We start from the raw sequence: 13357 nt of genomic DNA, 5'->3' as shown, positions 1-13357 counted from the left end.
ACCCGTTGAGTTACCATACGCCGCGACCACTGCTTCCCTCGAATTCACTTCAAACAGGTTATTCATGCGTCTGTTCCACACCTCCGACTGGCACCTTGGCCAAAGCCTGCATGGCCAGGAACGCGACTTCGAACACGCCTGCTTTCTCACCTGGCTGCTGGGCCAGCTGCACTTGCGCCAACCCGATGCGCTGCTGATCGCCGGCGATATCTTCGACACGGTCAACCCGCCGGTCAAAGCCCAGGAGCGGCTCTACCAGTTCATCGTCGAGGCCCACGAGCAACAGCCCAAGCTGGACATCGTGATGATCGCCGGCAACCACGACTCCGGCTCGCGCATCGAGCTGCCCGGCCTGCTCATGCGCCGCCTGCGCACCCACGCCCTGGGCCGGGTGCACTGGCTCGATGAGGGCCAGCTCGACGCTGAGCGCTTGCTGATCCCGCTGACCAACAGCCGTGGCAAGGTCGCCGCCTGGTGCCTGGCCCTGCCGTTCCTGCGCCCGGCCGAAGTCACCGGCCCGCAGCTGGGCGACGACTACGTGCAGGGCATCACCCAGGTGCACCAGCAACTGATCAAAGCCGCCATGGCCAAGCGCAAGAAAGACCAGGCGCTGGTCGCCATCAGCCATGCGCACATGGCCGGTGGCTCGATCTCGGAAGATTCCGAACGCAGCCTGATCATCGGCAACGCTGAAGCGCTGCCGGCCAAGCTGTTCGATCCCGCCATCAGCTACGTTGCCCTGGGCCATCTGCACAAGCCGCAGAAGGTCAACCGCGAGGAGCGCATCCGCTACAGCGGCTCGCCGATTCCGTTGTCGTTTGCCGAGATCGGCTATCCGCACCAAGTGCTGGAGATCGAGCTTGAAGGCAGCCAACTGGTCAGCGTCGAGCCGCGCCTGGTCCCACGGGCCGTGGCGTTGCAGCGGATCGGCCCGGCGCCGCTGGCCGAGCTGCTCGAGCAACTGGCCGAGCTGCCGGTGATCGACCTGCTGGAAGACCCCAACCGCCAACCCTGGCTGGAGGTGCGCGTGCGCCTCGACGAACCGCAGCCCGACCTGCGCCAGCAGATCGAGAGCGCCCTGCAAGGCAAAGCGGTGCGGCTGGTGCGGATCAGCGCCGAGTACGCCGGCCGCAGCGCGCTGGACGAGGACCAATTGCAGTTCGTCGAACTCAGTCAGATGACTCCGCAAGACCTGTTCAGCCGCGTCTGGGAGCAGGCCTACGGCAACCCGGTCGATGAGCAGACCCTGAGCGACTTTGCCCTGCTCCTGCAGGATGTACAGCTCGAGGAGCAGCAGCCATGAAAATTCTGGCCATACGCCTGAAAAACCTCGCCTCGCTGGCAGGCCCGATCGACATCGACTTCACCGCCGAACCCTTGGCCAGTGCCGGCCTGTTCGCGATTACCGGCCCCACCGGCGCCGGCAAGAGCACCCTTCTCGACGCCCTGTGCCTGGCACTGTTCGGCAGCGTGCCGCGGCTCAATGACATCGGCCGTGAGGCCAAGGTGCCGGACGCCGATGGCGACATCCCCACCTATGACCCGCGCAACCTGCTGCGGCGCGGCACCGGCAGCGGCTATGCCGAAGTTGACTTCGTCGGTATCGACGGCAAGCGTTACCGCGCCCGCTGGGAGGCCAACCGCGCCCGCGACAAGGCCAATGGCAAGTTGCAGATGAGTCGCCAGAGCCTCTACGACCTGGATGGCGAGCAACTGCTGGGCAGCGGCAAAAACGAATACAAGCAACTGGTCGAGGCACGCCTGGGCCTGAACTTCGAGCAGTTCACCCGCGCCGTGATGCTCGCCCAGAGCGAGTTCAGCGCGTTTCTCAAGGCCGATGACCGCGAGCGCAGCGACTTGCTGGAAAAGCTCACCAACACCGCCATCTACACCCGCCTCGGCCAACGGGCGTTTGCCAAGGCCAAGCAGGCCGGCGAGATCTATCAGGGCTTGCAAGAGCGCGCCAGCCACCTGTTGCCGATGGTCGAGACCGAGCGTACCGAGCTTGACCAGCGCCTGGAGCAGGCGCAACAGCTGCTCAAGGCCGAGCAGGCGCGCGAACGCGAACTGGACCAGCAACGCGCCTGGCTGCGCGACCAGGTGCAGCTGCAGCAGCAACTCAGCGCGGCTCGCGAGGCCTTGCACAGTGCCGAACACGACTGGCAGCAACTGGCCGGACAGCGCCTGGACCTGCAACACCTCGAGCGCCTGGCGCCGCAGCGTCATCAGTTCCAGCGGCAACTGGCGCTGGCCGGCGAGCTTACCCCGCTGGCCGCAGCGGTCGCGGCGCAACTGGTTGAGCAGCACAACCTGCACAGCCATAGCGAGCAGTTGCAGCAGGCCCTGCAAGCCGCCCGCGAGGCGCTGGCACAAGCGCAGGCTAAACACACCGACAGCGCCGCGAACCTGCGCCAGGCGTTTGCTGCTCAGGACAACCTGGCCCGCCTCGACACAGAGCTGGCGCAGTTGGGCATTGTCGGTGCCCAAGCCGATCAGGCCGTCAGCGAAGGCCAGTCGCAGCTGCAGCAGCTTGAGCAACAACAGCAGCACAGCCAGCAGCAGCTCGCCGCCATCGACGCCGCGCTGGCCGACAGCGCCGCACTGGCTGCTATCAGCAGCGCCTGGCAGGCCTACCGCGGCCAGTTGCAGCAACTGCTGCAGATCGGCAACCGCCTCAGCCAAGGCCGCGACGAGTTGCCAAGCCTGCAAGCCCAGGCCAGCCAGGCCAATGCCCTGCTGCAGGAGCAACGCGCCGCCATCGAGCTGCTGTTCCACGAAGCCGGCGCCGAACCGCACGCCCTGGCCGAACAGCTGGACCTGCTCGGCACCTTGCTCCAGGAGCAGCGCAAGCAGCAGCGCGCGGTCGAGCAATTGTCCCGCCTGCACGCTCGCGAGCAGGAACTGCAGCACACCCTGCACAGCGTGCGCGAACGTCAGCAGCAAGGCTTGCAGCAGCGTCAGCAACTGATCAGCGAAGGCCAGGCGACCAAGGCCGAACTGGACACCGCCGAGCAGGCTCTGACATTGACCCGGCAACTGCTTGAACGCCAACGCCTGGCGCGCAACACCAGTGTCGAGGAGCTGCGCGGGCAACTGCGTGATGGCGAGCCGTGCCCGGTGTGCGGCAGCGCCGAGCACCCGTTCCATCAGCCTGAAGCCCTGCTGCAAAGCCTGGGCCGGCATGACCAGGTCGAAGAGGCTGCAGCGCTGGCTCAGGTCGAGGCGCTCAATGCCCGCGTGGTCGAGTTGCGCACCCAGGTCGGCATGCTCAACACTCAGGGCAAGGAGTACCAGCAGCAACAGCTACAACTGAGCGAACAACTGCAACCGCTGCAGCAGGAGCTGCAAGCGCACGCCTTGTGGCCATCGCTCAGCACCCAAACCGACAGCACCCGCAGTGCCTGGCTGGACGGCCAGCTGCGCCGCCTCGAAGAAGAAATCAACCGCGACGAGCAGCGCCAGAGCGCCCTGCTCACCCTGCAGAAAGACGCCGCCCGACTGACCCAGCAAGTGCAGGCCGCCAGCGACGCGCAGCAGCAAGCACAGCAGCGCCTGGATCAGCAGCACCAGGCCATGGCCGCCGATCAGCAACGCCTGGAGCAGACCCTGGCCGATTTTGCCGAGATCCTTCCCGGCGATATCCTCAAGGCCCTGCGCGACGAGCCAGCCCATGCGTTTCTCGCCCTCGATCAACAGGTGGCCCAGCGCCTGCAACAGCTGGAGCAGCAAAAGGACGAGCAAAACCAGCAGCAACAACGCCTGCAAAAGCAGCAGCGTCTGGCCGACCAGCAGCAGAGCCGGCTGCAACGCCAGAGCGAGCTGCACAGACAACTCGCAAGCCTTGCCGAGCAGCAGCAACAGGCGCGCAGCGTGCTCGCCGAACTGCTTGGCGAACACGCCAATGCCGGTGCCTGGCAGCAGCACCTTGAGCAGCAGGTCGAGCACGCGCGCGGCTTTGAGGCCAGCACCGCGCAGGCGCTGCAGGACGCTCACAGCCAAAGCGTGCAACTGGCTGCTGAACTCAAGGCCAATCAGCAACGCCAGCAGGCCTTGGAGCAGGAACAGCAGACGCTGCAGGGCCAGATCAGCCAATGGCGAGCGGCCCATCCAGAACTCGATGATGCGGGCCTTGAGCGCTTGCTCAGTGTCGATGAAGCCACGCTGGACGCGCTGCGCCAGCAACTGCATAGCGTCGACAAGGCCATCGAGCAAGGCCGGGTACTGCTGCAGGAGCGCGAGCAGCGCCTGCAACAGCACAACCAACAGGCTCGGACCGAGCTGTCCAGCGAGCAAATCGAGCAGCACCTCGCCGACTTGCAGCAACAGCTGGTCGGGCACGAGCAACAATGCGCCGAGCTGCGCGCGCAGCAGGCCGACGACCAACGCCGGCAACACGCGCACAGCGCCCTTGCCGCTGAGATCGAGCAGGCCCAGCAACAGTGGCAACGCTGGGCGCGCCTGAACGGCTTGATCGGCTCGGCCTCGGGCGATGTGTTCCGCAAGATCGCTCAGGGCTACAACCTCGACCTGCTGCTGCACCATGCCAACAGCCAACTGCGTCAGTTGGCCAAGCGCTACCGCCTCAAGCGTGGCGGCAGCGCACTGGGCCTCTTGGTGCTGGATACCGAGATGGGCGACGAACTGCGCTCGGTGCACTCGTTGTCCGGCGGCGAGACCTTCCTGGTGTCGCTGGCCTTGGCCCTGGGCCTGGCCTCGATGGCCTCGAGCACCCTGCGCATCGAATCGCTGTTCATTGACGAAGGTTTCGGCAGCCTTGACCCCGAGTCACTGCAACTGGCGATGGATGCGCTGGACGGCCTGCAGGCGCAAGGGCGCAAGGTGGCAGTGATCTCCCACGTCCAGGAGATGCACGAGCGCATCCCGGTGCAGATCCAGGTCCGGCGCCAGGGCAATGGCCTGAGCGAGGTGGAGGTCTGCGGATGATCCTCTACTCGTTTCGCCGCTGCCCCTGGGCCATGCGCGCGCGGCTGGCGCTGGCGTATGCCGGCTGCACCGTCGAGGTGTGTGAAGTGTCGATGAAGCACAAGCCGGCCGAGCTGCTGGCGTTGTCGCCCAAAGGCACGGTGCCGGTGCTGGACACCGGCGCCGGGGTGCTGGAAGAGAGCCTGGATATCATGCGCTGGGCCTTGCTTCAGCATGACCCGCAGGACTGGCTACTGCGCGCTGATCCAGCGGCAGCTGTACAGGCGCACGCCCTGATTGCTCGCAATGACAGCACCTTCAAGGCGCAGGTCAACCTGTACAAGTATGCCGAGCGTTACCCCGAGCACACTCGCGAGGAGTACCGCCTGCAGGCCGAATCATGGCTTGAGGAGCTGGAAGCGCTGCTGCAAGGCAGGCCGTACCTGCTGGCCCAGCACCCAAGCCTGGCCGACGCCGCGTTGTTGCCGTTGCTGCGTCAGTTCGCCGGGGTCGAGCCTTTATGGTTCGCCCAGGCGCCCTACCCCCAACTGCGTGACTGGTTGCAGGGCTGGCTTGCGTCAGACCTGTTCAAGGCCGTGATGGCGCGCTGACTCAGTCGAGAAACTTCAGGTGCGACGGGGCCGGCTGGTCGAACTTCTGCAGCGTTTCACCCAGTTGGCCGGTGCGTGGGTCGCGGTGCATGACCACGATCTGGTTGCTCTTCTGATTCGCCACCAATAAATATTTGCCGCTTGGATCGATAGCGAATTCACGTGGGTGGTCGCCCTCAACCGAACGCCGCTGCAACAGGCTCAACTGGCCATCTTGCTTGCCGATCGCAAACACCACGATCTGATTGGCCGTGCCGCGATTGCTGACATAGAGGAAACGCCCATCGGCCGACAGGTGCAAGCCGCCGCCGGCCTTGGCGGCAGGGTCTTGGCTGTCGGTCAGCAGCAGACGCTGGCGCTCGATCAGGGCATCGTCACGCACATCGAACATCACCACTTCAGCGCTCATCTCGAGGGTCAGATAGGCGTGCTTGCCCAGCGCGTCAAACAACAGATGCCGCGGGCCGCTGCCCGGCGGCAGGCTCACCGAAGCCGGCGTTGCCGGGCTCAGCGGCTGCGTCGGGCTGGCGCCGTCGTAGGCGTAGACAAACACCCGGTCGGCGCCCAGATCGCTGGCGTACAGACGCAGGCCTTCGGCCGAAGGCACGACCGAATGCACATGGGCGCCGGCCTGGCGCTCCGGGTTGACCTTGCTTGGCGTGTGCACCAACTGCTGCACCTTGTCGCCGAGCTTGCCGTCCTTGGCCACTGGTAGCACCACCAGGCTGCCACCTGGGTCGGGCGTGACCGCGTAGTTGGCGACGAACAGGTAGCGCTGGTCCTGGCTGAGGCTGGCGTGGGTCGGCTCATCGCCGGCGCTGGACACTTGGTTCAGTGGCGTGATCACGCCCTTGCTGCTCAGCGCAAAACTGCTGACATGGCCCTGCGGGGTTTCATTGACGGCGAACAGTAGGCGCTGATCAGCCGACAGCACCAGCCAGGACGGGCTGACCGTCTTCACCACCTGCAGCGGGGTCGGCTCGATACGGCCGTTGGCTGTGTCGAACTGATATCGATAGATACCCTCGCTGGCGGTGCCTTCGGTGTAGCTGCCAACCAGCAGGGTGGCGGCCTGCGCAGTGCCGAGCACCGCGCTCAGGGCACTAGCGCTCAACAGGGTTTTCCAGGTGCGGCTGATCGTCTTCTTGGTCGTCATCGTCTTGCTCGTCATCGTCTTCGTCCGAGCCGTACACGGCACTCATGCAGACTAGCTCATGCTCGCCCTGGTCATCGTTGAGGCGCCACTCTTCGCCCGCGCCAACCGCGGCCGCGACCTGTTCGGCAGTGAATTTCCAGCGTTTGAGGTTGCGCCCGTCCATGCATTCGATCACCAGGCCGCTGGCGTCGAAGGTGAAACCGAAGGCGTGCAGGCCATCGATCAGGAGCATGTCGCTGGTGGCGAGGGCAGTGGCGAGGGTGGTCATGGGGCTACCTTGATGCGCAAAGCGTCCAGTATAACCAAACCTGGGCCAGGCCCGCTGCTCACCGCAGCGGCCTGACCGCACAAGCGTCAATGGGCGAAGATCGAGCCGCCCTGCTTGCCTGCCAGTTTTTCTGGCTTGATCAGGAAGCGCGCCAGTGCCGGCAGCAGCCAGAGTGCACCGAACATGTTCCAGAGCAGCATGAAGGTCAGCATCAGACCCATATCGGCCTGGAACTTGATCGCCGAGAAGATCCAGGTGCACACGCCGATTGCCAGGCACAAGCCGGTGAACAGCACCGCCTTGCCGGTCGAGCGCAGGGTCTGGTAGTAGGCCTCCTGCAACGGCAGACCAGCACGCAGGAAGCTCTCCAGACGGCTGTAGATATAGATACCGTAGTCGACCCCGATACCCACGCCAAGCGCTACCACCGGCAAGGTCGCGACCTTGACGCCGATGCCCATGAACGCCATCAGCGCGTTGCCCAGCACCGAGGTCAGCACCAGCGGCAGGACGATGCACAGCATCGCGGCAAACGAACGGAAGGTAATCAGGCACATGATCGCCACGCATAGGTAGACCAGAATCAGAATGGTCAGCTCGGCCGACTTGATCACCTCGTTGGTGGCCGCCTCGATGCCGGCATTGCCGGCCGCCAGAAGGAACTGCAAGCCGTCACGGTTGTGCGTATCGGCAAAGGCCTTGGCTGCGGCGGTGACGCGCTCAAGGGTTTCTGCCTTGTGGTCGTTGAGGAACACCAGCACCGGCGCCAGCGAACAGTCAGCGTTGTACAGGCCGTCGGCGCGGGCCACCGAGCTGTTGAGCACATCCGGGTTGCGCGAGAGGGTTTCCCATTTCAGGTTGCCCTCGTTCATGCCGCGGATCATCTGCTTGGACACACTCACCAGGGAGATTGCCGACTGCACCCCGGGGGTGTTCTGCATAGTCCACATCAGCTCGTCGATGGGGGCCAGGGTCGAGTGGATCGAGCAGCTCTCAGAGGGCGTCTTGACCATGATCACCAGCACATCGGAACTGGTCGAGTAGTTGCTGATGATGAAGTGGTTGTCCTGGTTGTAGCGCGAGTCCGGGCGCAGCTCCGGGGCACCCGGGTCGAGGTCGCCGATCTTCAGGTTCTGGCTGTACCAGAGGCCGCCGCCAAAGGCCACCAGCGCCAGCGCAACCGACACCGGTGCCACTTTAGGGCTGGCAAAGTTGGCCAGCAGGCGCCAGAACGGGTGCTCGCGGGTGGCGTCACGCTTGGAGCGCTCGACGGCCTTTTTGCTGATGCCGACATAGGAGATCGCCACCGGCAGCAGGATCAGGTTGGTGAAGACAATCACCGCCACGCCGATCGAGGCGCCGATGGCCAGCTCGCGGATCACGCCAATGTCGATGATCAGCAGAGTGATGAAGCCCACCGCGTCGGCCAGAATCGCGATCATCCCCGGCAGGAACAGCTGGCGGAAGGTCCGCCGCGCAGCGGTCAGGGCATTGTCGGCGCCACTGGACTGCAGGGCGATGCCGTTGATCTTCTGCACCCCGTGGGAAATACCGATGGCAAAGATCAGGAACGGCACCAGCATCGAGTAAGGGTCGAGGCCAAAGCCCACCGCGTGCATCAGGCCCAACTGCCAGACCACCGCCACCAGGGTGGTGATCAACACGGCAATGGTGCTGCGGATACACCAGGTGAACCAGTACAGCAGGACCCAGGTGATCGCCAGCGCCACGCCGAAGAACAGCACCACCATCACCAGGCCGTCGATCAGGTCACCGACTTTTTTCGCAAAGCCGACGATGTGGATCTTCACATTGGGGTTCTGCGCCTGGAACTTGTCGCGGATCTTCTCTTCCAGCTGGTGCGAGAACTGCTGGTAGTCGAGCTTGACCTGCTTGCCCGGGTCCTGCGGATCGGGGTAGCTCTCCAGCAGCGGCACGTCGACGATGCTCGACTTGAAGTTGTTCGCCACCAGGCGCCCGACCTGGCCGGACTTGAGCACGTTGTCGCGCAGCTGATCGAGGCTTTGTGCGGTGCCATCGTAGGTGTTGGGGATCACCTCGCCACCGGCGAAGCCTTCTTCGGTGACCTCGGTCCAGCGCACGCTGGGGCTCCACAGCGACTTCAAGCCGGCGCGGTCGACACCCGGGATATAGAACACCTCGTCATGGATCTGGCGCAGGGTCTCCATGTAATCCTTGTCGAAGATGTCGCCGTTGACCGCCTCGACCGAGATGCGCACGGTGTTGCCGAGGTTGGCCAGGTCATTGCGGTGCTCGAGCATCTGTTCGATGAACGGGTGCTGCAGCGGGATCATCTTCTCGAAACTGGTCGAGGGACGAATCTGCGTGGCCTGCCAGAACAGCAGGATGCTCACCAGCAGGCAGAGGCCGATCACTACCGGGCGGTTGTTGAAGATCATCCGCTCGAGCAGGGTGGGTTTGTCCTGATGATGCTGGGGCATGTCGAAGCGCTCCGGGCCGGTCATGGTTGCTGCTCCTCGGCGCCTTGGCCGTTGGCCAGGTGGATGCCGCCCTGCCCGACCAGCAGCAAGCCGCCGTCGGCCAGGCTGGTGACGCCGGCCAGAGCGATGCGGTCGGCGCGGTTGAATACGCTGAAGGTCAAGCCATCGTCACGGCTGCGCAGCACACTGCCGCCGTTGCCGACCAGGACGATACTGCCGTCCTCGAGCAGCGCCGCGCTGGCCAGGCCGAACTGCAGCGAGCCGCGACTGGCGGTCAGGGCGATCTGCTGCCAGCTGTCGCCGAAGTCACTGGAGCGGTAGAGGTTGCCCCGCAGTCCGTAGGCCAACAAGGTGTGCGCCTGGGCAGTGCCGAGTACGCCGAACAACGAGCCCTGGTATGGGCCCTCGACGCGCGACCAAGTGGCACCGTTATCGCCGGAGCGGAACATGCTGCCCTGCTCGCCGACGATGAACAGGCCGGAGTCCTTGATCGCGGCGATGCCATTTAGGTGCAGTTGATCGGGGTTGTCGAGGCGCTCGGCGACGTCCTGCCAATGCTGGCCGCCGTCGGTGGTCTCGAGCAGCGCGCCGTAGGCACCGACGACAAAGCCATGCTGGGCATCGACAAAGCTGACGTCGAGCAATGGCGCTTCGCGGGCGAGGTCTTCGAACTGCTTGCTCCAGGTGGCGCCGCCATCGCTGCTGGCGAGGATCTGCGCGTCGTGACCGACTGCCCAGCCGCGCTTGTCATCGATGAAGAACACCGCAGTGAGCAGTTGCCGGGTCGGCACGCGCGCCTGGCTCCAGGTCTTGCCCTGGTCGTCGGAGAACAGGATATGGCCACGATCACCAACCACCACCAGGCGCTTGCCGGCGTGCGCGGCGTCGATCAGCAGGTTGTCGACTGCCTTGGCCGATTCGGTCGAGTACTCCTCGGCGGCGGCAGCGACAACAGTGCCGCTCCAGATACCCAGCAGCAACAGTGCGCCCGCGGCCAGTGGCCTGGCGTGCGCCATCACCCGTTCCCTCATGCCCTTCCCCTATTGTATTTTTCTTGGTGGGTCATCCAGTGCAGGCACTGCAAGAAGCCTGATTCAAAGGCCTGCAACAGCTTTGAGCCATCCTAGCGGGGAGTTCTGCGGCAATACAATTGGCGGGACGTTATGTTTTGTTAACGGCCATAAACGGCACGGGGCAAGCCTGCTGCCACGCTACCTTGGGTCAAGGTAACGTCGCAGCAGACTTGCCCCGCGCTGAGTTAAGTCTGAGCTTTATGCCAGGCTCTTGCTGACCACCTCATAGACGTCGCTGGACAAGGTGCCCGACGCCAGAATCCGCTCCAGCTCGGCCTTCATCAGCGCCTGACGCGCGCTATCGTACTTGCGCCAGCGGGTCAGCGGCGCGAGCTGGCGCGAGGCGATCTGCGGGTTGAGCGCATTAAGCTCGATGACCAGATCCGCCAGGAAGCGATAGCCGGAACCGTCGGCCGCGTGGAAGTTGACCAGGTTCTGCCCGGCAAACGCGCCGATCAGTGCGCGCACCTTGTTCGGGTTCTTCAAGGTGAATGCCGGGTGCTGCATCAGCGCCTTGACCCGCGCCAGGCCGCCCGGCAACGAGCTGGCTGCCTGCACGCTGAACCACTGGTCCATGACCAGCGGGTTGTCCTTGAAGTGCTCGGCGAAGGCTTGCAGCACTTCGGCGCGCTCGGCCTCGAACGGCGAGTTGACCAACACCGCCAGCGCGGTCAGGCGCTCGGTCATGTTGTCGCTGTCCTTGAACTGCTCAAGGGTCGCCGCCAGCACCTGCGGCTTGCCGCTGAGCATCAGGTACGACAGGGCGATGTTCTGCAGGCTGCGCCGGGCGAAGTGCTCGGCAGCCGCCACATATGGCGTGCGCCGCGACACTTCACGGTTGGCCTGATAGCGCGACCACAAGGCGTCGAACAGCTGCTCGGCGATCTGCTTGCGGGCAAATTCGCGGGCCGCGTGGATCGCGTCGACGTCGGCCACCTGGCTGATCTCGGTCAGGTAGGCCTCACCTGGCAGCGAGAGCATTTCTGCGACCATGGCCGGGTCCAGCGCGTCATTGCCGATGACCGTGGCCAGGGCCGTGATCAAACGCGGATCGAGGCTCAACGGCTGGCCAGCCTGATGCTGGCCGATCAGCTCCTGCAGCACTTGCACCGACAATTGCTGGCCGGCTTCCCAGCGATTGAAACCGTCGCTGTCGTGCTGCATGAGGAACATCAGCTGGTCGCGGTTGTACGGGAAGCTCAACTTGACCGGCGCACTGAAGCCGCGCAGCAGCGACGGCAATGGCTTGGCGGCGATATCGAGGAAGATGAAGGTCTGCTCAGCCTCGGTCAGCGACAGCACGCGGCTGCTGCCCGGGGCGCTGGCTTCGCCGTCCAGGCGCAGCGGCAGGTCGTTGCCGTCGGCGTCGAGCAGGCCCAGCGCGACCGGAATCACGAACGGCAGTTTCTCGCGCTTGTCCGGCGTCTGCGGGCAGCTCTGGCGGAAGGTCAGGCTGTAGCGCTGCGCTGTGCTGTCATAGTCTTCGCTGACCTCGAGGCGCGGCGTGCCGGCCTGGCTGTACCAGCGTTTGAACTGGGTCAGGTCAACGCCGTTGGCGTCTTCCATGGCCTTGATGAAGTCATCGCAGGTAACGGCCTGGCCGTCGTGCCGCTCGAAGTACAGGTCACTGCCCTTGCGGAAGCCCTCGGCGCCGAGCAGGGTGCGGACCATGCCGACCACTTCTGCGCCCTTCTCGTAGATGGTCAGGGTGTAAAAGTTGGAGATTTCAATGAAGCTGTCCGGGCGCACCGGGTGGGCCATAGGGCCTGCGTCTTCGGCAAACTGATGGGTGCGCAGGTAGGCCACGTCCTCAATGCGCTTGACCGTGCGCGAGTTCATGTCGGCGCTGAACTCGGCATCGCGGAACACCGTGAAGCCTTCCTTGAGCGACAGCTGGAACCAGTCGCGGCAGGTGATGCGGTTGCCGGTCCAGTTGTGGAAGTACTCGTGGGCGACCACCCCTTCGACGCGCTGGTGAGCGGCGTCGGTGGCCGTTTCGGCACGCGCCAGCACACAGCTGGAGTTGAAGATGTTGAGGCCTTTGTTTTCCATGGCGCCCATGTTGAAGTCGTTGACCGCGACGATCATGAAGATGTCCAGGTCGTACTCGCGGCCGTAGACTTCTTCGTCCCAACGCATCGACTTCTTCAGGCTGACCATCGCGTGCTGGCACTTGTCGATGTTTTCTGGCTCGACATAGATGCGCAGCGCCACGTCACGGCCGGACTGGCGAGTGAAGGTGTCTTCGACGCACCAGAGGTCGCCCGCCACCAGCGCGAACAGGTAGGCCGGCTTCTTGAACGGGTCTTCCCAGGTTGCCCAGTGGCGGCCGTCGTCAGCCGGGCCGCTGCCGATTGGGTTGCCGTTGGATAACAGGATCGGATAGCGATGCTGCTCGGCGATCACCGTGGTGGTGAACGTGCTCATCACATCCGGGCGGTCGAGGTAGTAGGTGATCTTGCGAAAGCCCTCGGCCTCGCACTGGGTGCAGTACATCGAGCCCGACTTGTACAGGCCCTCCAGAGCCGTGTTGCTCTCGGGGTGGATCTGCACCGTGGTGTCGAGGGTGAACGTCTGCGCTTTCGGATGCAGGGTCAGGCTGTCGTCATCTAGCTGGTAATCGCCCTCGCTCAGGGCCTGGTCATCCAGTTGCACACTGACCAGCTGCAGCTGTTGACCGTTCAGCACCAGCGGCGGCAAGCCTTCGCCACGCGCCGGGTTGCGGCGCATCAGCAGTTGCGCATGGACCAGGCTGTGGTCCTCGAACAACTCGAAGGTCAGGTGCGTCTCGTCGATCAGGTACTCGGGCGCCTGGTAATCCTTGAGGTAGATCACTTGCGGTTGTTCGGTGCGCATGTGGCTGT

Annotated in this window: 8 protein-coding genes; 3 read left to right on the top strand and 5 right to left on the bottom strand. The window is 64.4% G+C overall.

The window, feature by feature from the left end:
• Positions 1-64 precede the first annotated feature (64 nt).
• Genes FW789_RS01545 through FW789_RS01535 form a run of 3 tightly spaced genes read left to right on the top strand, consistent with a single transcriptional unit; the run spans position 65 to position 5534 of the window.
• Entirely contained in the window at positions 65-1303 is a 1239-nt protein-coding gene (locus tag FW789_RS01545; protein ID WP_411562793.1) for an exonuclease SbcCD subunit D C-terminal domain-containing protein, read from the top strand.
• Positions 1300-4944: an AAA family ATPase gene (locus FW789_RS01540; RefSeq protein ID WP_103438081.1), complete on the top strand. Its 3645-nt coding sequence runs from the start codon at positions 1300-1302 to the stop codon at positions 4942-4944. Before FW789_RS01545 ends, FW789_RS01540 begins: the two co-directional genes overlap by 4 nt.
• The gene (locus tag FW789_RS01535; RefSeq protein ID WP_103438082.1) at positions 4941-5534 is read left to right on the top strand and encodes a glutathione S-transferase; all 594 of its coding nucleotides are present in this window, start codon (positions 4941-4943) and stop codon (positions 5532-5534) included. Before FW789_RS01540 ends, FW789_RS01535 begins: the two co-directional genes overlap by 4 nt.
• A gap of 1 nt (position 5535) precedes the next feature.
• Here FW789_RS01535 and FW789_RS01530 read toward each other — a convergent pair whose 3' ends face one another.
• From FW789_RS01530 to pepN, 5 genes are all read right to left on the bottom strand, one after another.
• Positions 5536-6672: a lactonase family protein gene (locus FW789_RS01530; RefSeq protein WP_446431046.1), complete on the bottom strand. Its 1137-nt coding sequence runs from the start codon at positions 6670-6672 to the stop codon at positions 5536-5538.
• Positions 6638-6958 carry a DUF5629 family protein gene (locus tag FW789_RS01525; protein ID WP_186700157.1) on the bottom strand — a complete coding sequence of 107 codons (321 nt, stop codon included), beginning with the start codon at positions 6956-6958 and terminating at the stop codon, positions 6638-6640. The genes FW789_RS01530 and FW789_RS01525 overlap by 35 nt, the downstream gene beginning before the upstream one ends.
• Positions 6959-7044: 86 nt before the next feature.
• Complete coding sequence (locus FW789_RS01520; protein WP_103438825.1) at positions 7045-9420, bottom strand: efflux RND transporter permease subunit; 2376 nt, start codon at positions 9418-9420, stop codon at positions 7045-7047.
• Positions 9421-9440: 20 nt separating this feature from the next.
• Positions 9441-10451, bottom strand: a complete 1011-nt coding sequence (locus FW789_RS01515) for a WD40/YVTN/BNR-like repeat-containing protein (protein ID WP_103438085.1) — start codon at positions 10449-10451, stop codon at positions 9441-9443.
• Between the two features lie 240 nt (positions 10452-10691).
• The gene (gene pepN, locus FW789_RS01510; protein WP_446430798.1) at positions 10692-13349 is read right to left on the bottom strand and encodes an aminopeptidase N; all 2658 of its coding nucleotides are present in this window, start codon (positions 13347-13349) and stop codon (positions 10692-10694) included.
• Between the last annotated feature and the right edge of the window lie 8 nt (positions 13350-13357).

It is taken from the genome of Pseudomonas sp. 1121_17 (assembly GCF_052850745.1).
The sequence above is the reverse complement of the archived record's forward strand: the minus strand, read 5'-3'. Positions and strand labels throughout refer to the sequence as shown.

Excerpts from the sequence above, each read along its gene's own strand:
- FW789_RS01525 (WP_186700157.1), bottom strand. The coding sequence starts at position 6,958 with ATGACCACCCTCGCCACTGCCCTCGCCACCAGCGACATGCTCCTGATC.
- FW789_RS01515 (WP_103438085.1), bottom strand. The coding sequence starts at position 10,451 with ATGAGGGAACGGGTGATGGCGCACGCCAGGCCACTGGCCGCGGGCGCA.
- FW789_RS01545 (WP_411562793.1), top strand. The coding sequence starts at position 65 with ATGCGTCTGTTCCACACCTCCGACTGGCACCTTGGCCAAAGCCTGCAT.
- pepN (WP_446430798.1), bottom strand. The coding sequence starts at position 13,349 with ATGCGCACCGAACAACCGCAAGTGATCTACCTCAAGGATTACCAGGCG.
- FW789_RS01540 (WP_103438081.1), top strand. The coding sequence starts at position 1,300 with ATGAAAATTCTGGCCATACGCCTGAAAAACCTCGCCTCGCTGGCAGGC.
- FW789_RS01520 (WP_103438825.1), bottom strand. The coding sequence starts at position 9,420 with ATGCCCCAGCATCATCAGGACAAACCCACCCTGCTCGAGCGGATGATC.
- FW789_RS01535 (WP_103438082.1), top strand. The coding sequence starts at position 4,941 with ATGATCCTCTACTCGTTTCGCCGCTGCCCCTGGGCCATGCGCGCGCGG.